Annotated in this window: 20 protein-coding genes; 3 read left to right on the top strand and 17 right to left on the bottom strand. The window is 61.9% G+C overall.

Going from position 1 to position 22,549, the window contains the following annotated elements; all coding sequences use genetic code 11:
* Positions 1–49: 49 nt before the first annotated feature.
* The gene (yajC, locus tag B9A97_RS06505; protein ID WP_084364227.1) at positions 50–400 is read right to left on the bottom strand and encodes a preprotein translocase subunit YajC; all 351 of its coding nucleotides are present in this window, start codon (positions 398–400) and stop codon (positions 50–52) included.
* A gap of 211 nt (positions 401–611) precedes the next feature.
* Here yajC and B9A97_RS06500 point away from each other — a divergent pair, with 211 nt between their 5' ends.
* Positions 612–1,481: an ATP-binding protein gene (locus B9A97_RS06500; RefSeq protein WP_084364450.1), complete on the top strand. Its 870-nt coding sequence runs from the start codon at positions 612–614 to the stop codon at positions 1,479–1,481.
* Positions 1,482–1,564: 83 nt separating this feature from the next.
* On the opposite strand, the gene B9A97_RS06495 is transcribed toward B9A97_RS06500, so the two are convergent.
* The 14 genes from B9A97_RS06495 to B9A97_RS06430 all read right to left on the bottom strand — a co-directional run bounded on the left by B9A97_RS06495 (position 1,565) and on the right by B9A97_RS06430 (position 18,111).
* On the bottom strand, positions 1,565–2,959 hold the full coding sequence (locus B9A97_RS06495) for a peptidoglycan DD-metalloendopeptidase family protein (protein WP_348532391.1): 1,395 nt from the start codon (positions 2,957–2,959) through the stop codon (positions 1,565–1,567).
* Positions 2,960–3,294: 335 nt separating this feature from the next.
* Positions 3,295–3,936, bottom strand: coding sequence for a protein-L-isoaspartate(D-aspartate) O-methyltransferase (locus tag B9A97_RS06490; RefSeq protein ID WP_084364225.1), 642 nt, complete (start codon positions 3,934–3,936; stop codon positions 3,295–3,297).
* An 8-nt stretch (positions 3,937–3,944) separates the two neighbouring features.
* Positions 3,945–4,718: a 5'/3'-nucleotidase SurE gene (gene surE, locus B9A97_RS06485; RefSeq protein WP_084364224.1), complete on the bottom strand. Its 774-nt coding sequence runs from the start codon at positions 4,716–4,718 to the stop codon at positions 3,945–3,947.
* A gap of 19 nt (positions 4,719–4,737) precedes the next feature.
* The gene (gene serS / locus B9A97_RS06480; RefSeq protein ID WP_084364223.1) at positions 4,738–6,021 is read right to left on the bottom strand and encodes a serine--tRNA ligase; all 1,284 of its coding nucleotides are present in this window, start codon (positions 6,019–6,021) and stop codon (positions 4,738–4,740) included.
* A gap of 97 nt (positions 6,022–6,118) precedes the next feature.
* Positions 6,119–6,931 (bottom strand): twin-arginine translocase subunit TatC, encoded by an 813-nt coding sequence (gene tatC, locus B9A97_RS06475; RefSeq protein ID WP_084364222.1) that lies wholly within the window; start codon positions 6,929–6,931, stop codon positions 6,119–6,121.
* Complete coding sequence (tatB, locus tag B9A97_RS06470; protein WP_084364221.1) at positions 6,928–7,791, bottom strand: Sec-independent protein translocase protein TatB; 864 nt, start codon at positions 7,789–7,791, stop codon at positions 6,928–6,930. Before tatB ends, tatC begins: the two co-directional genes overlap by 4 nt.
* Positions 7,792–7,848: 57 nt before the next feature.
* On the bottom strand, positions 7,849–8,052 hold the full coding sequence (locus B9A97_RS06465; RefSeq protein ID WP_084364220.1) for a twin-arginine translocase TatA/TatE family subunit: 204 nt from the start codon (positions 8,050–8,052) through the stop codon (positions 7,849–7,851).
* Positions 8,053–8,064: 12 nt separating this feature from the next.
* Positions 8,065–9,198 (bottom strand): ABC transporter ATP-binding protein, encoded by a 1,134-nt coding sequence (locus B9A97_RS06460; protein ID WP_084364219.1) that lies wholly within the window; start codon positions 9,196–9,198, stop codon positions 8,065–8,067.
* A 96-nt stretch (positions 9,199–9,294) separates the two neighbouring features.
* Entirely contained in the window at positions 9,295–9,924 is a 630-nt protein-coding gene (scpB, locus tag B9A97_RS06455; RefSeq protein WP_244564148.1) for an SMC-Scp complex subunit ScpB, read from the bottom strand.
* Positions 9,925–10,028: 104 nt separating this feature from the next.
* Positions 10,029–10,874: a segregation and condensation protein A gene (locus B9A97_RS06450; protein ID WP_084364217.1), complete on the bottom strand. Its 846-nt coding sequence runs from the start codon at positions 10,872–10,874 to the stop codon at positions 10,029–10,031.
* Positions 10,874–11,899, bottom strand: a complete 1,026-nt coding sequence (gene nagZ / locus B9A97_RS06445; protein ID WP_084364449.1) for a beta-N-acetylhexosaminidase — start codon at positions 11,897–11,899, stop codon at positions 10,874–10,876. Before nagZ ends, B9A97_RS06450 begins: the two co-directional genes overlap by 1 nt.
* A 116-nt stretch (positions 11,900–12,015) precedes the next feature.
* Positions 12,016–14,994 carry an SPOR domain-containing protein gene (locus B9A97_RS06440; protein ID WP_084364216.1) on the bottom strand — a complete coding sequence of 993 codons (2,979 nt, stop codon included), beginning with the start codon at positions 14,992–14,994 and terminating at the stop codon, positions 12,016–12,018.
* A gap of 67 nt (positions 14,995–15,061) precedes the next feature.
* Positions 15,062–16,828: an arginine--tRNA ligase gene (argS, locus tag B9A97_RS06435; RefSeq protein ID WP_084364215.1), complete on the bottom strand. Its 1,767-nt coding sequence runs from the start codon at positions 16,826–16,828 to the stop codon at positions 15,062–15,064.
* A gap of 65 nt (positions 16,829–16,893) precedes the next feature.
* The gene (locus tag B9A97_RS06430) at positions 16,894–18,111 is read right to left on the bottom strand and encodes a deoxyguanosinetriphosphate triphosphohydrolase (RefSeq protein ID WP_084364214.1); all 1,218 of its coding nucleotides are present in this window, start codon (positions 18,109–18,111) and stop codon (positions 16,894–16,896) included.
* Positions 18,112–18,327: 216 nt separating this feature from the next.
* Here B9A97_RS06430 and erpA point away from each other — a divergent pair, with 216 nt between their 5' ends.
* On the top strand, positions 18,328–18,660 hold the full coding sequence (gene erpA / locus B9A97_RS06425) for an iron-sulfur cluster insertion protein ErpA (protein WP_084364213.1): 333 nt from the start codon (positions 18,328–18,330) through the stop codon (positions 18,658–18,660).
* Between the two features lie 103 nt (positions 18,661–18,763).
* Positions 18,764–19,564 (top strand): exodeoxyribonuclease III, encoded by an 801-nt coding sequence (gene xth, locus B9A97_RS06420; protein WP_084364212.1) that lies wholly within the window; start codon positions 18,764–18,766, stop codon positions 19,562–19,564.
* Between the two features lie 118 nt (positions 19,565–19,682).
* On the opposite strand, the gene exoR is transcribed toward xth, so the two are convergent.
* Together exoR and B9A97_RS06410 are read right to left on the bottom strand one after the other, a co-directional pair.
* Entirely contained in the window at positions 19,683–20,474 is a 792-nt protein-coding gene (exoR, locus tag B9A97_RS06415; RefSeq protein WP_210189684.1) for an exopolysaccharide production regulator ExoR, read from the bottom strand.
* A gap of 590 nt (positions 20,475–21,064) precedes the next feature.
* A complete protein-coding gene (locus tag B9A97_RS06410) occupies positions 21,065–22,237 on the bottom strand; it encodes an outer membrane protein transport protein (protein WP_084364211.1) in 1,173 nt (390 codons plus the stop codon).
* Positions 22,238–22,549 lie beyond the last annotated feature (312 nt).

Raw genomic sequence — 22,549 nt, 5'->3', positions numbered from 1 at the left:
CAAGGCCCGAAAATGGCAATGCCGCCGTTTCCGGCGGCACCAGGCTTGATCAGGAAGTGGCGTCTGCCTTGACAGGCTCGCCCTTGACGCGGACCTCAGCCACATAACCGCGAACGGCACGAACCTTGATGCCTTCGGCGATTTCGACTTCCAATTCCTTGTCGTCCACGACCTTCGTCACCTTGCCGACGAGACCGCCGCCGAGCACAACCTGGTCACCACGACGGATCGCAGACAGGGTCTCTTCACGCTTCTTCATCTGCTGGCGCTGCGGACGGATCAGGAAGAAATACCACACCACCATCAGCGGCGCGAACAGCAGGACCATTTCGAGGCCCGACCCCATTCCGCCCAGACCCGTGGCTTCCGCACCTTGGGCGAATGCTTCGGTAACAAACATGAAAGACTCCCTAATAAGCTTGACCGGCGTAGGCCCAGCTGCCCCGCTTCGGGTCGCCGGAATATAGTGATGGGCCGACCGAATGCAACACAAACGGCGCGCAACCGTACCATTTCCAAGGCTATTAACCTTTCAGCATCAAAAACGCCATGCTACCGCCGATGAAATCCGGACCATGAGCATCGTCCGTCGAGAGATCGAGGAGGCAAATTTGACCGACCCCATAAACACCCTGCTCCAGGAAGTCCGGCGGCTGGCAGACGCGCTGGAGCGTCTGGCCGGGCCGCCACCCGCTTTCAACGACTGGGAGGCTGCCGACTGCTTTGTCTGGGCGCCAACCCGGCTGCATCTGCAGCCCGTGCCGAGGCCGAACCGCGTGGCCTTGTCCCTTATTCGCGGCGTCGATCGCGTCCGCGACATCCTGCATGAGAACACGCTGCGTTTTGCCGAGGGACTGTCGGCCAACAATGTGCTGCTCTGGGGCGCGCGCGGCATGGGCAAGTCATCCCTGGTCAAGGCCGTGCATGCGGATATCAGGGCGGCAGGACACGAAAAATTGAAGCTGGTCGAGGTTCATCGCGAGGATATCGCGACGCTGCCGGCACTTCTCGACATCCTGAAGGCAGCGCCCTACCGGGTCATCGCCTTCTGCGACGACCTGTCCTTCGATCACGATGACACCGCCTACAAATCCCTGAAGGCCGCCCTGGACGGCGGCATCGAGGGGCGACCTGATAATGTGCTGTTCTACGCCACCTCCAACCGCCGCCACCTGCTGCCGCGCCACATGATGGAGAACGAGCAGTCGACCGCCATCAATCCGTCCGAGGCCGTTGAGGAAAAGGTGTCCCTATCGGACCGTTTCGGCCTGTGGCTCGGCTTCCACAAATGCAGCCAGGACGACTATCTCGGCATGATCGATGGCTATGCCTCCCATTTCGATCTCGGCATATCAAGGGAAAAACTGCATGCCGAGGCGCTGGAATGGGCAACCACGCGGGGCGCCCGCTCCGGCCGCGTGGCCTGGCAATATATTCAGGACCTTGCCAGCCGCCTAGGCACGCGGATTGAGCGCCAGTAATAGCTGCACCATGGTCAGAAAGCGTGAAAAAGGCCCGGTTTTTTTGCCGGGCCTTTTCCTTGGTTTCCTCCAAAACGCAATACCTACTCGAGGAAACCCATGGGGTTCACAGGCGTCGCATCCTTGCGGACCTGAAAGTGGAGAAGCGGACGCTTCACATTGCCGCTCATGCCTGATGTGGCGACCTGCTGGCCGCGCTGGACCTTCTGACCGCGCTGGACCGAGATGGCATCGGCATGGCCGTAGACGGTGACGGTGCCGTCGTCATGACGCACCAGGACGGTATTGCCCAGTTCCTTCAGACCGTTGCCGGCATAGATGACCACGCCATTTTCGGCCGCCTTGACCGGCGTTCCAACCGGCACGGAGATATCGATACCATCATTGCGCTTGCCTTCGACATTCTGGCCATAGCTTGCAACGACAGCACCGCGAACCGGCCAGCGATACTTGCCAATGCCAGTGGCTTCGGGTGCCGCATCCTTGGTATCATCAGACACAGCGTCCGAGACCGTCTTGGTCGGGGCCGGCTGGCTGGCTGCCGGTGCGGGCTTCGGCGTGTCAGCCTTCGGCGGCACGGAGGCCGTCTTGACCGGATCCGCCTTGGCCGGCGCGCCGCCTGGCAGCTTCAGGGTCTGGCCGATGCGGATCCCGCCATTGGTCAAACCGTTGGCTTCCTTGAGCGCCTTGATCGGCGTGCCAGTGGCCTTGGCAATCTTGTTCAGCGTGTCGCCTTCCTTAACGACATAGGTTCCGCCTGCTCCAGCCGCGCCACCCGCACCCGTCGGCACGGGCTTGCCTGCCGCATCCACGGTGCCCTTGTCACGCGTCGCATTGGCGCCCGGCAGCACCGCGACCTTCTGTTCGGGAGCATTGCGCGGCAGCGGCACATTGCCGGGCAAGCTTGCCGGATCGGCAGCCGCACGGGCGCTGGCGCCCGGAATGCCGGCATTGGGGATGATCAGCGATTGACCGGTCGCGGCCTCGGCGCTGCTCGTCATGCCGTTTGCCTGGAGGATCGCCTGTTCGCTCACCCCATGACGCTTCGCGAGAATGCCAACGGTTTCGCCGCGGGCCAGGGTGACGCGCGCCGCACCCAGCGGCATCGGTGCCGCACCGGCGCGCTGCGTCTGACCGGTGACAACCGGATCCGGGGCCACAGGGCTATGAGCGGCCGTCTCCTGTGCTCCGGGAGCCGAGGGGAAGGGTTGCGCCAAGGCAGCGTCGCGTGCGGCAGATGCCGTTGGCCGCGGGGCCGAAAGCTCGGTGCGCTGGACGCTTGCAGGCGCCACCGGCATCCGCGACACGCCGGGCGAGGTCGTCGACGTGCTCATCGGATCATAAGCCGGCGACTGGCCGGGATAGGGCTGCGACAGGGCCTGCTGGCGGCTGTTATAATCCGGCTGCGGCGCCGGCGCGACCATGCCACCGGAGGCAACGTCGCGTGCGGGAACCGGCGCCTGACCGCGCATATTCATCAGGGTTCGCCGCGGAACCGAATTCGTCGTCAGGGGATCACTGTCGGTAAAAATAGCGCTGAAGCGCGTCGCATCCGAACTGCATCCCGAAGCGACACCGGCCAACAACATCGCGCCAAGGATTCTGGCGACGGGAAGTCCGGCTTTCTGCGATACACTCATACGCATAACTCGACCCACATATTACGCAACGCTCAATGGTAAGATTAAAGCGCGTTAGTATTACCGTTGGGTTAACCCGAGGGAATCGCTCGCAACTATTTCAGCAATTTTGCGGAGAGACGGCGGATCGTCGGACTTGAGGCAAGGCCTCGGCGTGGCAATCCGAGCCTGGATCAGAGATGGACGGCGAGCTTCGGAATGACCGGCAGATAGGGCACGTCGAACAGGTCTTCCCGCTCGAAACGGCTGCCAGTCTTGGTCAGGCGGACCATGACGCATTGTTCTTCGGAGAGGATGATCGGCGCCAGCATGACGCCGCCGGAAACCAGTTGTTCCGCCATGAAGCGCGGAACCCCGGGAAAGGCCGTCGTGGAGAATATGCGGTCGAAAGTCCCCTCGCCCGGCAGGCCGTTCGATCCATCGGCCTGGCGTAGAATCACGTTGCGCAGGCCAAGCGCGTCCAGCCGACGCTGCGCCGCGGCGGTCAAGGTGCGGAACCTGTCGATGGAGATCACCCGTTCGGCCAACCGCCCGATCACGCCCGCGGTAAAGCCGCTACCGGTACCGATCTCCAGCACACGCTGACCGGGCTTGACCTTCAGCCTGTCGATCAGCCGGACTGCGAGGTCGGCGCCCTCCATGAAAGCGCCGCACTCGATAGGCAGCGTGCGGCTGGAATAGGCCTGTTCGAGAAATTCGGGGGGGACGAACTGCGACCGCGGCGTCTGCTCCACGGCCGTCAGCAGATCGATATCGGAAATCCCCTCCGCGCGGAGCCTCAGCACCAGCGATGCAAAGCCTTCCTTCTCGATCATGCCGGTTTTCAATCGGCGGCTCCCATACCCAGCGCGCGGGCCACATTGTCCTGCGCGGCATAGTCCGTCATGTCGACCTTGAGCGGCGTCACGGAAATCTTGTTGTGCTCGATGGCGTGTAGATCGGTGCCGGCGCGAAACTCGGTGAGGCGCGAGCCGAATCGCAGCCAGTAATAGGGGAAGCCACGACCATCAGCACGCTTTTCGACATCGAGGCCAAAATCAAGCTTGCCCTGCGCCGTGACTTCTACACCCTGCACCTGCTCAGGCGCGCAGCGGGGAAAGTTGACGTTAAGGAAGCTTCCGGGCGCAAGTTCAGCTTTGATCAGCTTGTCGATCAACTCCGGCCCGAGGCTTTCTCCCACTTCCCAGGGAACCACACGGCCGCCATTGGCATAGTCGTAGAGCTGGCTGAGCGCAATGGACCGCACGCCCTGCATGGCCCCCTCGATGGCGCCTGCGACCGTACCGGAATAGGTGATGTCGTCGCCCAGATTGGCCCCGACATTGATGCCCGACAGCACCAGGTCCGGCTTGCCGCCCATGACTTCCCGCACCGCCATGATGACGCAATCGGTCGGCGTGCCGCGCAGCGCATAACGCTTCTCATCGATCTTTCTGAGCCGCAACGGCTCAGAGATCGTCAGCGAATGGGCTAGGCCGCTCTGGTCGGTCTCCGGCGCGACAACCCAGACATCGTCGGAGAGATTGCGGGCAATCCGCTCCAGGACCGCAAGCCCTTCCGCATGGATGCCGTCGTCATTGGTCAGGAGAATGCGCATCTGTCTCTCTTCTTAACGATCAGGCCATCCGCTCGATCTTCGTGATGCCGCCCATATAGGGCAGCAGCACATCAGGCACGGTGATGGAGCCATCCTCGTTCAGGTAGTTTTCCATGATCGCGATCAGGCAGCGGCCCACGGCCGTTCCGGAGCCGTTCAGCGTGTGGACGAAGGTCGTGCCCTTGTCGTCCTTGCCGCGATAGCGGGCATTCATGCGCCGCGCCTGGAAATCCCCGCAGACCGAGCAAGACGAAATCTCGCGATAGGCATTCTGTCCCGGCAGCCAAACCTCCAGGTCATAGGTCTTGCGCGAGCCGAAGCCCATGTCGCCGGTGCAAAGCGTCATGGTGCGGAAATGCAGGCCAAGCCGCTTGAGCACTTCCTCGGCACAGGCGGTCATGCGCTCATGTTCGGCAATCGAGCTTTCCGCATCGGTGATCGACACGAGCTCGCACTTCCAGAACTGATGCTGACGCAGCATGCCGCGGGTGTCGCGACCGGCCGATCCTGCTTCGGACCGGAAGGACGGCGTCAGTGCGGTGAAACGCAACGGCAGCTTTTCCTGCTCCAGGATTTCGCCGGCCACGAGATTGGTGAGCGTGATCTCGGCGGTCGGAATGAGGTAGCGACCGTCGGTGGTCTTGAACAGGTCTTCCTCGAACTTCGGCAACTGGCCGGTGCCATACATCGCCTCGGCGCGCACCATCAGCGGCGAGGAGACTTCGGTATAGCCGTGTTCCGTCGTATGCAGGTCGATCATGAACTGGCCGAGCGCACGCTCCAGCTTGGCGAGCGGACCGGTCAGTACCGTGAAGCGCGAGCCGGAGAGCTTGGCGGCGCGGTCGAAATCCATGTAGCCCAGGGCTTCGCCGATTTCGAAATGCTCCTTCGGCGGATGATTCCAGCCGGGCTTCTGGCCGACCACGCGGGCGACGACGTTATCGTGCTCATCCTTGCCAACGGGCACATCATCAAGTGGAATATTGGGGATGCGCGACAGCTGGTCAGTGAGATCAGCCGAAACACGGCGCTCTTCTTCCTCGGCTGCCGGCATGGTGTCCTTAAGGCCTGCGACTTCGGCCTTCAGCTTCTCCGCGAGCTCGGTGTTCTTCTGGGCCATGGCCGCGCCGATCTCCTTGGAAGCGGCATTGCGGCGCGACTGCATATCCTGCAGCGCCTGGACGACGGAACGGCGCTTCTCGTCAAGCGCGATCAGACCGGCCGAGAGCGGCTCGGCCCCGCGCTTTGCCAGGGCGGCGTCGAGGGCTTCGGCGTTTTCACGAATCCATTTGATGTCAAGCATAGCAGTTCCAGGTCGTTCAACGGGGTCGATATGGCCCCGCCCGCCTCAGTGGTGGGAGGGCCTCCATTCCGCTGCGCGACGGGGAAGATCGGGCCAATCAAGCCTTGTCGATATCAGTGCCCTGTTCGGCCTTGGCAGCCTCAGAACGCCCACGCTCCACCATGCGCGCCGCATAGATGGAAACCTCGTAAAGAAGGATGGTCGGCAGCGCAAGGCCGATCTGGGAGATCGGATCCGGCGGCGTCAGCACGGCCGCAACGACAAAAGCCACCACGATGAAATACTTGCGCTTTTCGGCAAGCCACTGGCTTTCGAGGATGCCGACGCGGGCCAGCAGCGTGGTGACGACGGGCAGCTGGAACACCAGTCCGAAGGAAAATACCAGTGTCATGATCAGACTCAGATATTCTGAAACCTTCGGCATCAGGGAAATCGCCACCTCGCCTTCGCCCGGCGCCTGCTGCATGGCGAGGAAGAACCACATGACCATGGGCGTGAAGAAGCCATAGACCAGCGCGCCGCCAAGCAGGAAAAGCAGGGGCGATGCGACGAGGAACGGTAGGAAGGCTGCCCGCTCGTTCTTGTACAGGCCCGGCGCTACGAACTTGTAGATCTGCGACGCGATCACCGGAAATGCGATGACCATGGCCCCGAACATCGCCACCTTGACCTGGGTGAAGAAGAATTCCTGGGGTGCAGTATAGATCAGTTCGGCCTTCGCAGGATCCAATCCGGCCCAGATCACTGCCCAGCGATAAGGCACGACCAGGAAATTGAACAATTCCTTGGCGAAGGCAAAGCAGACAATGAATGCGACGAAGAAGGCGGCTAGGGCCCAGATCAGGCGCCTGCGCAGCTCGATCAGGTGCTCGACGAGCGGCTGCGGCTTGTCTTCGATATCCGCGCTCATGCTTGGTCCTTCTTCGTGGTCGAGGGCTTTTTGCGCGGTGCTGCTATCTTCGGCGCATCGGCCTTGTCAGATACGGCCTCGGATACCGCCTTCTTGGCAGCAACGGGCTTTGCCGGCTTTGGCTCGGTCGTCTTCTTCGTCACCCTCTTCGGCTTTGCGGCCGGTGCCGGGTCGGCCATGGGCGTCGCAGGCGCATTGGCAGCCGCGGCCACCGGCGCAGGAGCAGCCACCAGTTCCGGGGGCACACTTGCCAGCGTCGAGGCCGACACGGTCGTCTGAGAGGTTTGAACCGCCGGCTGTGGTGCAGCAACGGCAGGAGCGCTGGCCGTTGGCGGGCTTGCCGGAGAGGCAGGTGCAGCAGGGCTGGCATTCGCAACAGGCGAAACCGGTGTTGCGGGCGCCGGGGTCGCACCTGCAGCCGCTGCATTCGGGGTAGCCGCAGCCGGAGCAGTTGCGGCAGGCTGTGCGGGTGACGTTGGCGCCGGCGCCGGGTCTGGCGACAGCATTTCCACCAAGTCTTCCTCGGCGTCCTCACCGGTATCCTGCGTCATCTCGATCGCAGTGGCCCGCTGAAGATCGGCCTTGATCTCCTGACCCATCTGCCGCAGCGGGTTGATGGCCTCGCGCAACGAATTGGCGGGGTTGAGGCCGCGCACGTCGGAGATCGTCTTGCGAACGTCATCCAGCTCGGCCTCGCGCAGAGCCTCATCGAACTGCGAGCGAAACTCGCCCGCAGTCTTGCGAAGCCTCGTGGTCATCTTGCCGAAGGCACGAAGCATCGGCGGCAGGTCTTTGGGGCCCACGACAACAATCAGAATGACCGCGATGACAAGCAGCTCGGTCCAGCCAATATCCAGCATTCATGGGCTCCAAAGCCGGTGCGGCCGGTGAAGGCCGCAGGATTTCCCGCCAGGGGGTTACTTGACCTCGTCGGCCTTGTGGTCGACGGTCTTCGCAGGCTGCTGCTGCTGGTCGGCACTGTCGTCGTCAGTAATGCCCTTCTTGAAGCTCTTGATACCCTTGGCGACGTCGCCCATCAGTTCCGGGATCTTGCCGCGGCCGAACAGAAGGAGCACGATCACCAGGACGATCAGCCAGTGCCACATGCTAAAAGAACCCATTGCTGCAACTCCTTAGTTTTGCGTTCCACCGATGTAAGGCCTTTGAACGCTTTTTTCAAACACCAAAATATCCTGTTGGCTAACACGGACGGTGACATCTTTGAGACCGGGCGCCAGCAGGTCGGCGCGGATGCGCGCGCGCACCGGCCGCTCGATCCCCGGCACCGCCAAGTTCAACAATTCCACGACGCCCAGGAAGCGCCGGGAAACGATACGCGCCGGGATAATTCCCTCGTCCTTGGACACCGATAGTCCCGACAAGCGGACGGCCACCGAGACGGCCGCGCCCTCGGCAAAACCGGGTGCCGGCGCATTGCCCAGCGGCGTTTCGACGCTCCCCCCACGCACCACGCCATCGAACTCGTTGATCTCGGAAAAGAAGGCGGCAGCAAACAGGTCGCGCGGCGTGCGATAGAGCTCTTCCGCGGAGCCGATCTGAACCAGCCGCCCATCGCGGAGCAGCGCAATCCGGTCTGCCATGCGCATGGCCTCTTCGGCGTCATGGGTCACGACTATGGCCGTGGCGCGGGTTTCCCTGAGGATTGCCAGCGTATCGGCGCGCACCGTGTCCTTCAGCCGCGAATCAAGTCCCGAGAACGGCTCGTCCATCAGCAGGACGCCCGGACGTGGTGCAAGCGCGCGGGCAAGCGCCACGCGCTGCTGCTCGCCGCCCGACAGCACATGCGGATATTTCTGCGCATGTCCGGCAAGGCCGACACGCTCCAGTGCGGCCATGGCCTCGGACGCGGCTTCGGCAGCCGGCATGGCAGTCAGGCCAAAGCGCACATTGTCGAGGATCGTCATGTGCGGAAACAGAGCAAAATCCTGGAACATCAGGCCGATGCCGCGCCGCTCCGGCGGAACATAACCGCTGGGGCCGGCCACCTCGCGCTCATTGACCAGCACCCGTCCCGCGGCCTGAGTCTCGATGCCCGCAGCAATCCTCAGAAGGGTGGTCTTGCCCGATCCGGATGGGCCCAGAAGACACAAAACTTCGCCGGGCTCGGCGGTCAGGGATATGCCGTGGAGCGTCTGCTTGCCGGCATAGCTGTGGAGGATGTTGTCGAACACCAACCGGGCCGCAAAAGTAACACCGGCGGTGCGCCGCGCACCACCTTGCCTCATGTCAGCCGGATCAGATTTCATGCCACCGCCCGTATGCTTCGCCGGCCACCCGGTCGAGCCGGGTATCAAGCCGTCGCGCGAGCCGAGGGTTCCTGCACCCTTTCGAAAATCCTGATCCTATTCGTCCGCTTCACCGCCCGGAGTCAAGAGGCCGAGTTCCTCCAGGTCCAGCTGGGTGATCGGGTCTTCGTCTTCCGTCAATTCGTCTCCGGACAAGGGCAGCGGCACATTGAAGCCCGGCGGGATGCGGCCGGAGAGAAGGCCGGCGCCCTTCAACTCTTCCATCCCTGGCAGATCGCGCAACTCCTCCAGGCCGAAGTGGTCCAGGAAGTCGCGCGTCGTACCAATGGTCACGGGGCGCCCTGGTGTGCGGCGACGTCCACGAAACCGCACCCAGCCCGCCTCCATCAGCACGTCAAGCGTGCCGCGGGAGGTTTGCACGCCCCTGATCTCTTCGATCTCGGCGCGGGTGACAGGCTGGTGGTAGGCAATGATCGCCAGCACTTCGAGCGCAGCCCGCGAGAGCTTTCGCACCTCTCCATCGTCCTTGCGGATCGCAAACGAGAGATCGGCCGCCGTACGGAACGCCCAGTGATCATCGACCTGCACCAGATTGACGCCGCGCGGCGCATAGGCCTCCTTGAGATGCCGCATGATGGCCGGAACGTTGGAGCCTGCGGGCAGCCTCTCGGCGATGAAATTTTCGGAAACCGGCGAAGAGGAAGCGAAAACAAGGGCTTCGGCCATTCTAATCGAATCCCGGGTGCGCCTCAGCTCAGCTGACGTAGAGTCAGGTTCCTCCTGTTGAGTCAGGTCTGCGTCTTCGTCATCAGGATCGGCCATGTCAGCGCCTACTCGACCACCGCGACGGTCTCGCGCTGAGATCCGGGCCGCAGGTAAATCGTCTGGAATGCCTGCTCTTGGCGGATTTCAAGCCGGCCTTCGCGCACCAGTTCCAGGGAGGCCGCAAAGGCGCTGGCGATGGCTGACACTCGATCCTCTTCCGAGGTCATGTAACGGATCAGGTACTGGTCCAGCGCCGTCCAGTCCGCCGCCTCGCCGATCAGCCTGTTGAGGATGGAGCGCGCATCGGCGAGCGACCAGACCTGCCGCCGCTCGATGGTGACCTGGGTGACGGCTTGCCGCTGGCGAAGTGCGGCATAGGCAGACAGGAGATCATAGAGCGAGGCATCGAAGGCCGAGCGCTCCATCACCGGTACATGCTCGGGTGCGCCCCGCGCGAATATGTCGCGGCCCAGCCGATTGCGATTGATCAGCTTGGTCGCCGCATCGCGCATGGCCTCCAGCCGCTTCAGGCGGAAGGCGAGCGTGGCGGCCATTTCCTCACCCGAGGGGCCATCATCCTTGGATTGCTGCGGGATGAGCAGGCGCGATTTCAAGTAGGCCAGCCATGCCGCCATGACGAGATAGTCGGCGGCAAGCTCGATGCGGATGCGACGGGCGCTCTCTACGAATTGCAGATATTGCTCGGCCAGCGCGAGAACGGAAATGCGCGACAGGTCGACTTTCTGGTTTCGCGCGAGGTAGAGCAGCAGGTCGAGCGGCCCTTCGAAACCGGCCACGTCGATCAGCAGGGCGGCTTCGCCGGTGGCGCGCTCGGCGGTCGTGTCCTGCCAGAGGCTATCCATCGGTGCCGATTTGCGCCCCTCGCCCTGGCTGCCGCGGCGCGCTGCCATCAGGACATCACTCCCATGCCGTCAAACTCCGCACGGAGCTCCGCTTCGTCAGCGCCGTCGCCCGCAGCGATCTCCGAAAGCGCCTGCTCGACAGCCTGCGCACGCCGCAAGGCAGCGCCTTGCAATGGGCCGGTCACCGTGGCGACCTCGATCATCTCCGACATCACGCCGTGGCAATAGAGCACGATGTCGGTGCCGGCCGCAGCCATCGCGGCAGCTCGCTCACCGATCGTGCCCTTCAGTGCATTCATCGAAACGTCATCGGACATCAGCAGCCCCTCAAAGCCGATGGAGCCCCGGATGACTTCCTCCACGATCTTTCTCGAGATCGTCGCCGGATAGTCACGGTCAATGGCTTGATACACCACATGGGCGCTCATCGCCATCAATTCGTGCCTTAGAGCCCTGAAGGGTGCGAAATCATGCGCTTCGAGCTCTTCCCTCAGCACATCGACCAAGGGGAGAAGGTGGTGGGAATCCACCATGGCCCGGCCATGACCCGGGATATGTTTCATGACCGGCAAGAGACCGCCCGCCTTGAGGCCATCGCAAGCCGCCTGTCCCATCGCGGCCGAGGCCTGCGGATCCGTGGCATAGGCCCGGTCACCGATCGCATTGGTCGATCCTTCCACGGGCACGTCCAGCACCGGAAGGCAATCGACGTTAATGCCATATCGCGCAAGATCGAAGGCGTGCAGCCGCGACATCAGCCACGCAGCGCGAAGGCCGCGTTCGCGGTCGCGGCGATAGATCTCCCCGATGACGGCGGGTGCCGGATAGCGCGCCGCCAAGGGCGGCCTAAGCCGCTGGACGCGACCACCTTCCTGGTCGATCAGTACGGGTGCCTCGGGACGCCCGACGCTGTCTCGCAGCGCTGCCACGAGGTCGCTGATCTGGGCGGGTTCGCTCAGATTGCGCGCAAAGAGGATAAAGCCCCATGGCCGCTCGGCCCTGAAAAGCGCGATTTCGTCCGCATCGGGGGACAGGCCCTTAAGGCCCATGATCATTGCCTTGGATTCGCTCATGCGAGCGACCATAAGGCCAGTGACGGCAAAGCCGAAGGCGAAGCATCAGGCCGTTCACAGAAAAATGGCGGAGCCAAAGCCCCGCCATCCCAATTCATTCTGTCACGACAGCGATGTCAGCGCGCCACTAGGCAGCTTCCGCCCGCCGCCTTGTAGCGGCCGCAGAGCGCTTCGGCTTCGGCCTTCGTGCCTGCAGGGATGCGGACACGGTAGTAGGTGCCCTTGCCTGCGACCTCGGCGGCCTTGATGTCCACGCCGCGTCCGCCGATGACACCGGAGAACTTGGCTGACAGGTTGCGATACGACGCCTGTGCATCGGCCTCAGACGGCAGAGACGCAATCTGGATCACGTAGCTGCCGGCGGGAACGCTGGCCTGGGCCGGCGCACTGGCGGGCTGCGCGGCGGCAGGAGCCGCAGCCGGCGCCGGCGCTGCAGGCTGGTTGCGGGTGGCCGTCACATTGCCCTGGTCGGTTACGCGGCCGACCACATTGACCGGCTGTTCGGCCGGACGTGCATTCGGCACGGGCGTGCTGGAGGCCGCCGGCGCGGACGCTGCGGGTTGCTGTGCCGGGGCCGCTGCGACCTGGGTCGGTGCCGGGGCCGAAGCCGCAGGTGCCGCGGCAGCAGGTGCTGCAGCCGGGGTTGCTGCGGGAGCTGCCGGACGACCGCTGGTCTGCGCAGCCGGTGCCGAAGCCGCTGGTGCCGAAGCGGCCGGAGCCTCTGCCGGAACTTCCTGGGCCACCAGTGTACCATCCGGGCGGACGATCATGGTGCGCACCTTGCGCGGCGCGATTGCCGACTGGTCGGCCTCGCCATTGGCTGCGGCGTCTGCGGTCTGTTGTCCTTCCGGCAACAGGCGCGGATCGGAGGTTTCACCCACCGGCGTGCCCATGGCTTCCGGTTCGCCCTCGCTCTCACCTTCGAGCGGCAGGTTTTCCGGCAGAAGCGTCCGCTGCACCACGTCAACAGGCTCTTCATTGGTCGAAATCAGGCTGGACTGCTTGGGATCGGCAACGGAAGAACCGGCGACCCGGTCATAGACCGCCTTGTCCTGGTTCGGAACGGACTTGCCACCCGGATTTTCCGGCGCAACCTTGATCGGATCCTTGTCCGCCATGATCACGCGCGGTTCGCCCGACGTCGCCGTTGCAGAGCTGCCCGTGCCCAGCCAGAAATAGGCACCACCGGCGGCAGCCGCACCGACAACGACCACGGTGGCAACAAGCGCAAGCGCCAGCGGGCGTCCGCTGCGGCGACGCGGGGCGGCAACCTGATCGAGCGAAATGCGGCCCGCCGGCGGCATCTTGCCCTTGGATGGGTTTTGCAGCGAGCGCCGGAAATCCTCTTCCAGGGCGCGCTCGAAGGCGTCGAAGTCATCTGCCGCGGCTGGCTTGCTCACGGCGGGGCCGCCGAATGTCACCGTGTCGGCCGCTGCTGCGGTGACCGGCGATGCTGTCGGCGCTTCGAAAAGCCCTGCGAGCTCCGTCTCGATATCATATTCGAAATCGCTGCGACGCGGCGCCGGCTCCTTGGGCTCGGTATAGACGACATCAGGAACGTCCATCATCGCAACCGTTTCTGGCTGCTCTTCCTGCTCCACGATTTCATCGGGATCGAAAGCCATGCGGAAATCGAAGTCGTCACCGGCAGGCTTTGCGGGTATCGCGGCAGGCGCGCGCGTTCCGAATGCCGGTGCAGCACTTGCGGCCACAAATGGTGCCGCGCTGGCGGCCGGAACAGCCGAAGGCGTGCTCCTTGGCATTACCGGAGCTGCGGCAACCGTTGCTCGACCGATCGACGGCTGGGGTTGTGCCGCCGCCTTGACCGGTTGGGAAACCGGGGGCGGTGTCACTGTCCGCGCCTTGGCAGGCTCGACAAAATCAAGTTCCGAAAGATCGAGATCCAGATCATCGAGCATCAGCTCGAATTCGTTGTCTCCCAGAAGATCGAAATCTTCTGTCTGTTCTGCAGGCTTTGCCGAGGGCGTAGCAACAGCAGGCGCTACCGACTGGCGGCTTTCGCGAATCTCCGGCTGCCAGGCGCGCGGTGCCTCTGGCGTGAAAGCCACCTCCTCGCTTGCAGCGAGTTCATCGGCAAACGAGAAGGAAAAATCGGGTTCGATCGGCCCTGCCTCGGGCTTCTTTTCAAACCGCGCCTGTTGCGGCGGATCGATTTCAAAGCCGGGGATTTCATGACCGCGATCAGACGCGGCTAAATTCGACGGTTCGCTCGTCGAGCCATTGCCAAAATCAAGCCAGGCATCATCCGCCTCCGGCTCGAAAGCAGGCGCTGGGGATGCAGAATAGTCACCGTCACGGCGCGGTGCTTCGACAAAACTCGCGTGGCGAACCGGCTCAGGATCGACAAAATCCGGACCGAAATCCGGCTCCGGGCGTGCAGCGGGCTTGGCCTGGAAGTTCGCGATCGGGAGGCTGATCCGCGGCGCGGCGGCCGGCTGCGGCGCCCATGCCGGCTCGGGGGCAGCAGGGGTATTCGTGCCGAAAGCCAGTTCCAGCTCGTTGATCAGGTCATCTGCCGATTCGGCATCAAAGGACGGCTCCTGCCGCGCCGCTGGCGCCAGGCTTTGAGCTGGTTCCTGCCGGATTTGCGGAGCCACGCTGACAGCCTGCTCGCGGGCGACAACCTGCTCGGGAGCCTGAGGCGCAACTTCGTAATACTCCGCCTGCGCCAGTTCGTCGGCCCAATCGAAGGGTTCTTCGAGCACAGCGGGAGCTTGAACCTTGACCGGCTGAGCGGCCACGACCGGCTCGGGCATAACAGTTGGTTTCGCGACCGGCGCCTGGGCAATAGGTGCCTGGACAACGGGCGCTGCCACCTGCTGAACGGGCTGCGCGGGAGCGACCGGCTGCGTCGTCCTTGGCGCCGGCACTTCGAAGGTCTCGAATTCTTTTAGAAGCTCGTCTTCAAGATTGAAGACAGGGCTCGGAGCCTGCGGCTGGGTTTCCGGCGTGGAGCGCTGGCCCGGACGCGGCTGCTCGAACCCGACGATTCGGGCAAGCTCCGCCAGCGGATCGTCATCCGCGAACGTATCTGCCCGGTATCCTCCGCTCAAAGCGGCCTGTTTTTGTACCATCACTAATTTTCCACTCACCTACGCAACATGACGCATGCCAGCGCATTGTGGGGAAATGGTGACAATACTACCGCATCTCCGAGGGTGCATCGGTGCCGGTAATGGCTAGACCCGACTTCAGCACGGAAGCGACAGCATGCACCAGCCCAAGTCTGGCGATGGTCAATTCTCGGATTTTATCGTTAACAAATCGTAATTCCTGGTGATCTTTACCTTTATTCCAGTGACCATGGAAAGAACTGGCCAGATCATAGAGGTAAAATGCCAGGCGATGAGGCTCCTGCGCATGCGCCGCGGCCTCCACGACACGCGGATATTCAGCGATCTTGGCGATGAGTTGGATTTCCGCTGGATCAAGCTCCATACCGCCAATGGCAGCGACAAGTGCTGAAGCCTCGATGTCCGAATCAATGTCGGGAAAGGCTTCGCGGGCCTGGCGGAAAACCGACATGCAGCGCGCATGGGCATATTGCACGTAGAAGACGGGATTGTCCTTGGACTGCTCCGTCACCTTGGCAAAATCGAAGTCCAGCGGCTCGCTGCTCTTGCGATAGAGCATCATGAAACGCACGGGATCGCGGCCGACCTCGTCGACCACCTCGCGCAGAGTGACGAAGTCGCCGGAGCGCTTCGACATCTTCACCGGCTCGCCATTGCGGTAAAGCTTCACGAGCTGGCATAGCAGAACGGTGAGCTTCGACTTACCTTCGGATACGGCGCGGGCGACTGCTTCCAGGCGTTTGACGTAGCCACCATGATCCGCGCCCAGGACATAGATCATCTCGCTGTAGCCGCGATCGAACTTGTCCTTGAAATAGGCGACGTCGGCGGCAAAATAGGTATAGCTGCCGTCTGACTTCATCAGCGGCCGGTCGATATCGTCGCCCACCTCGGTGGAACGGAACAATGTCTGCTCGCGGTCTTCCCAATCCTCGGGCAACTGTCCCTTCGGCGGCGGCAGGGTTCCACGGTAGACATGGCCCTTGAAGGTCAGGTCGTTGATAGCCGTGCGAATCCTTGCGGCACCATTGGCATGCAGCGAGCGCTCGGAATAGAAGATGTCGTGATGCACGTTCAAGGTGGCAAGATCGTCGCGGATCATCGCCATCATCGCGGTAATCGCCCTGTCCTTGACGATCTCGAGCCAATCTTCTTCCGGCATATTGTGTAGCCGGGTGCCGAATTCCTCGGCCAGCGCCTGCCCGACCGGGACCAGATAGTCGCCGGGATATAGGCCTGGCGGGATCTCGCCGATCTGCTCGCCAAGCGCCTCGCGATACCGCAGGAAGACGGAGCGAGCCAGCACTTCGATCTGCGCGCCGGCATCGTTGATGTAATATTCCTTGGTGACGTCATAGCCGGCAAAGGCAAGAAGGTTTGCAAGGGCGTCGCCGACAACGGCGCCGCGGCAATGGCCCACATGCATCGGCCCCGTCGGGTTGGCGGAGACATATTCGACATTGACCTTGCGGCCGGCACCCGTGTTCGAGCGGCCAAAATCAACCCCGGCTCCGATGGCGTCCGCGAGAAAGCGCTGCCAATATTTGGCCGAAAGGCGGATATTGATGAAGCCCGGCCCGGCAACCGTGACCTCGGAAATATCAGGGTCCTGCTTCAGGCGCTCGGCAATGATGACGGCCAGATCACGCGGCGCGGTGCCAAGCGGCTTGGCCAGGACCATGGCGGCATTTGTCGCCGCGTCGCCATGGCTTGCATCGCGCGGCGGCTCAACGACGATACGGCTGAGATCGAGCCCGGCGCCTTTCTCCTTCACAAGATCAAGTTGCTGCAGGGCACCCTTAATTCTGGTCTCGAAGTCTGAAAAGAGATTCATTGTCACAATTCCAAGGAAGCGGCCGGACAAGGAGACGGGCTGTCCCCTGCGTTTGCGAGCGCTGCCTAGCGTAAATCGGGGGTATGGTCAAACAACTGCCTGTGGGCACGCACAGCATAGGTGTCCGTCATGCCCGCGAGATAGTCGCCGACATGGCGTGCCTTGGCCTGGGAATTCAGCCCGGAGATATGGTTCACCCAGTAATGGCTTTGCATCAGTTGCGGGTCATTCATATAGGCTTTGAACAGGTCGGTGACGATCTGCGCCGCGCCCGCGCGGATGCGCATGATGTCGGGGTGGCGATAGATGCGGCTAAACAGCAGCTTCTTGATCTGCTTGTCGGTGTCGGCCATGGCATCGGAAAAGGTGGCGATGGTGATGCCGGCATTGCGCACATCGCCGGCCGATTGCGGCTTGATCGCCTTCAGCCGCTCCTGGCACACCATGATCACGTCTTCGACCATGCGGGTGATCTGCCGGCGCATGATCTCGTGGGTAAAGCGGTCGGGTTCCAGATGCGGGTAACGCTCGCGAACCTCCGACATCAGGCCAGCAAGAAACGGCACATCTTCGAGCATGTCGAAGCTCAGATAGCCGGACCGCAGGCCGTCATCAATGTCATGGGTATTGTACGCGATATCATCGGCGATCGCCGCCACCTGTGCCTCGAGGCTGGCATGGCTTGCCAGTTCGAGGTCGTGAATTTCGCAATAGTCGAGGATCGGCAGGGGCACAGGCCCGCGAGTGCCCTCGCCCTTGGCGTCGAGCAGCGGTCCATTGTGCTTGACCAGGCCCTCCAGGGTTTCCCAGGTCAGATTGAGGCCGTCGAATTCCGCATAGCGCCGTTCGAGCTTGGTGACGATCCGCAGAGACTGGGCATTGTGGTCGAAACCGCCATAGGGCTGCAGCACCTCATCCAGCGCATCCTCGCCGGTATGGCCAAAGGGCGTGTGACCGAAGTCGTGAACCAAGGCGACACCTTCGGCCAGGTCCTCATCGATTCGCAGGGCGCGAGCAAGCGCACGGGCCACCTGCGCCACCTCGATCGTATGAGTGAGCCGGGTGCGATAATGGTCGCCATCTGGCCCGATAAAGACCTGGGTCTTGTGCTTCAACCGCCGAAACGCGGTGGTATGAACGATACGGTCGCGGTCGCGCTGGAACTCGGAGCGCGTTGCACTGCCTGTCTCGGGAAACAGACGCCCGCGCGACGTCCAGGGGTCGGCTGCATAGATCGCCGGCTCGCTTGATCCGAAACCGAGCGCATTTTTGTCAATCGTCATTCCTGTCTCAACACCCTCTATTGCCCCACCGGCATCCGAACCCATTGACGCCGCCGCTTCGTCTTCATACCTATAGCAAACATGGGCGCCTAGGGGGCGGCGATTTTGTGCCATCTTCGGTTGCCATGGTGATATTGCACCTTCACGTCGCGATCGTTTGACGATTGCAGTATGAACTATGGTCCTCGGGGCCTTGAACCCCGGCAGGAGGCTTGAATGACAGAAGCAAACGTGACCCTTTCCCCGGCTGCGGCCAAGCGGATCGCCGCGATCGTCGGTTCACAGAATCAGAACGGGGCGCTGCGCGTGTCCGTCGAAGGCGGTGGCTGTTCCGGTTTTTCCTACAAGTTCGATATCGACGACAGTCCGCAAGCCGACGACCTCGTTGTCGAGCGCGATGGCGCCCGGCTGGTGGTCGACCCGGTTTCCCTGGTCTACATGGCAGGATCGGAAATCGATTTCATCGACAACCTGATGGGCCAGTCGTTTCAGATCAAGAATCCGAATGCGATCGCAAGCTGTGGATGCGGCACGAGTTTTGCGCTTTAGTCTTTTGGAAAACTGCCGAAGTTTTTGATCCCGTCGTTGGCTCCGCCATCGCGACGGTCTAGAGTGTTTGCGGCGGCAATAGCGCTGCGCGAAGAGGCTTTTTATGAAGATCGCGACCTGGAACATCAACGGCGTCAAGGCGCGAATCGAAAACCTCTGCGAGTGGCTGAAGACGTCGGATCCTGACATCGCCTGCCTGCAGGAAATCAAGTCCGTGGACGAGACCTTCCCGCGTCTGGAAATCGAGGCGCTGGGCTATCATGTTGAAACCCATGGGCAGAAGGGCTTCAACGGCGTTGCCCTCCTGTCGAAATTCCGCCCCGACGAGGTCCATCGCGGCCTTCCGGGGGATGAGACCGACGAGCAGGCGCGGTTCATCGAAGGTGTGTTTTCCGTCGCCGGCGGCGTCGTGAGAGTGTGCTCACTCTATCTGCCGAACGGCAATCCGGCGGATGATCCGGTCAAATACCCATACAAGCTCAGCTGGATGGAGCGGCTTCGCGCCTTTGCCGAGGAACGGCTGGCGCTTGAGGAGCCGCTTATTCTGGCGGGCGACTACAACGTGATTCCCGAGCCCTATGACTGCTACGACCCGATGGCCTGGGCGGGCGATGCGCTGTTCCTGCCGCAGACCCGACAGGCGTTTCGCCGCCTCGAGAATCTCGGGCTCACGGATGCCATCAGGGCGACCAATGACGAGCGTCAGCTCTATAGTTTCTGGGATTATCAGGCCGGCGCCTGGCCGAAGAACAACGGCATCCGCATCGATCACCTGATGCTTTCACCTGAGGCGAGCGACCGGCTCGTCTCGGCGCAGATCGAAAAGCACGTTCGAAGCTGGGAAAAGCCGTCAGACCATGTGCCGGTGACCGCGCGATTCGCATTCGATCGGCTGCCTCAATAAAGCGCGTCGCGATCTTTCAGATTCGCTCGTAACGCTTTCTGTCTTATCCTTCAGCATGTCGTAGTCGCAAAACCGCTGCACACTTTTGCGCGACATGCTCTAGAGGCAGCGACGGCGCTTATTGCTCAGGCTGGTTGAAGATCTGCGGCGCCAGCGCCACGGCAACGCGCCGGTCTTCTTCATTAGCGATGGAGAATGCCTCTTCCTGCAGCGCCTGCATCCAACCGCAGTCGTTCGGATGGCATTTCTCAAGCGCGGCGGTCAGGAATGCCAGGCCGCGGACAGACTGCCCTTCCTGGAAAATCAGATTGCCGAACACCGCCATGGCCCCCGCATGGCCGCTCTTACGCGCCACATTTAGCCACTTTTTTGCCTGCTGGACATTGACCTTGCCACCCTGGCCTTCAAGGATCATACGGGCAAGCTGGTACTGCGCCTCTGGCACGCCAAAGGTGGAGGCCACCTGGAAGTAAAGCTGGCGCGCCTGGCTGAGATCGGCCTTCACAGGGCTGCCGGGAATGCCTTCCCGATAATAATGGGCGAGAGAAAGAAGCGCGTTGACGAAGAAACCGGTGTCGTTGGAGCCGGGTTCCACGCCCTGGCTGGCGATCTCGGAATAGATCTTGAACGCTTCAAAATCGTTCTGAACCACGCCGTCGCCATCGGCATACATATTGGCAAGCGCCCAGCGCGAACCGGTATGCCCCTTCTCGGCCGCATAGCGATACGCCTCGACCGCGTCCTTCTTCTGACCGTTCTTGTAGGCCTTGAAGCCGAACTTGAACAGGTCGAACGGTCCGGACTCCTTGGTCACCCCGGCATTGATGTCGAAAGCACGAGCACCGCCGGCGACGGAGAGGCAGAGCGCAGCCGAGAGCAACAGTGCTGTCGGGGATTTCGATACTGGCATCCACATAATTGCGAAATTCTTCCACTTCATCGCTGACAGCAGTCCGCGACCCGGAAACTGGGGACCCTGCATGCCCGCTTTCGACGAAACCTGTATCATGGAACGATGAACATCCTGTTCATCCCGACATCCGCCTGATTTCGGCGCGGGCTGCCGATCCGAGGCGCTGTCTCCAGCATATAAGCAAACCCTACGACTCCATTCCGGCAAGACTGCGGCCAGCCGCCATTTGATCGCGCGCAGGTGGCGGACGGGCTCACCTTTGACACCGCCCTGCATTGCATCGCTTGATATCGTGAGGGTTCTCTCAACTGCCATACTCATTTCACGCGGGCACGCTCGCCCCCTTTTCAGGACCATCGGTCCCTTCTGACGATACCGCTGCGCTTCGTTTGTGGCGGGAAATGGACAAACATCCGGGGCTGACCGACCACCGCTCCACGAAAAACGTCATGTTGCAGAAACATCACAAATGCGCGAACCGAGCGCCGCCGAAAACAAGAAAAGCCCGGCGTGAGCCGAGCTTTTCCCAAGTTTCATCCGTAGCGAATGTCCGGCGACGACCGCCATGCCAAACGCACACCCGGACATCAGAACTTCAGCGTGAAGGACGAGCCGATCGAGTAGGACCAGTCATCGCCAGCCGTTGCGTTGAAGGCAGCGGACTGTCTCGTCGACTGGCTACCAGCCGTCAGGTAGCTGATACCGCCGCCGAGGCGCAACTCGCCGGGACCGGCCTTGATGATGGCGGCTGCAGCCATGGTCCAAGTATCGGTCGCAATGTCGGCACCGGTGCCAACGCCGCTGTCATAGGTCAGGTTGACCGTACCGGAGACGGTGTCGGTGAACGCATGACCGACACCGGCCTGAACCGTCCAGCCATCCTTCCAGTTGTAAACGTCCTGGAAATTCGTCGTTGCGATCCGGTAGTTGAGCGCCTTCAGGACACTCCAGTCCGTCCACTTAACCGAACCATAAACCAGCCAGCCCGGGGCAACGCCGGTCTGCAGGCTGAGTTCGAGGGATTGCGGCAATGAGCCGTAGCCGGATGCCGGCAGGATCGTACCGACGGCAACCGGGAAACGGGACAACCCACCCGGACCAACGACAAAAGAGCCGGAGTTGGTGGTGTGGTCAACCTGCGACCGATATAGCAACTGCGCACGGAGGGCGTATTCCGGAATCTCGTAGCCCAGGCCAAGGCGATAGCCAAACGAGGAGGAATCATCCAGCTGCAGCGTACCGATGTAGATGTTGTTCGCCGTGGCTGCGACTGCGGTATAGCTGAAGTCCTGCATGAAACCGCCAGCGATCACGTGCAGATTGCCAGGGCCAGCCTCGAAGTTCACGTCGCAGGTTGCGCCATATTCGTTGCTGTCGAAGCCCTTGCTGGCATAGGGCGTGTTGCCAGCCAACAAGTAAGCAGTTCGCGCGCTTGCGCCGTAGGTGGCATCCGCACCAAAGGCCTGCGTGTAGGTGAATGCGCAGGCGAGCCGGTCCGAGATCTTGACCTTGGCGGCAACGCTCGGGATCCAGTAGTTGTCGATGAAGTCACCGTCCGTCGAGGCCCGACCGGCGGTTGTTTCATAGGCGCGATCAGGCATCACGTAGACACCGCCTGCCCGCAAAATGAAGGCATCCTTCTCATAAAGGATGTCGGTATCGGCTTCGCCGCGGCTGAAACCACCGGCATTGGCCGTCGAAGCGAGTGCTGCGACACCAATTGCTGCGATAACAGCGGATTTGAAAAGCGTCTTTGCCATTTGTCTCCCCACTCCAGGCATGAACATGGAATCACTTTAGCCAAGGGCCACAGAATGACAATCGTGACGGGAAGCGGGTCCGGTAGCAAGAACGCATTCAAATTTACGTAAGTTTGCGATCAACCCTCCCAAACAGCGAGGCAGGCGGATAAATTTTTCGTTAACGCTATCGCATGCGGATCTTTGCGGAAAAATTTACCAATCAACGCCGTCAATGTTACCCAATGACAACAGTTTCGGTTTTCGCGGTCAAAAGTGATTAAATTCACAAATTTACGCGGTCAGCCTTATTCCGGAGGACGAAAAGGCGAA

Source organism: Rhizobium sp. RU36D (assembly GCF_900176345.1).
Taxonomy (GTDB): domain Bacteria; phylum Pseudomonadota; class Alphaproteobacteria; order Rhizobiales; family Rhizobiaceae; genus Allorhizobium.
The sequence above is the reverse complement of the archived record's forward strand: the minus strand, read 5'-3'. Positions and strand labels throughout refer to the sequence as shown.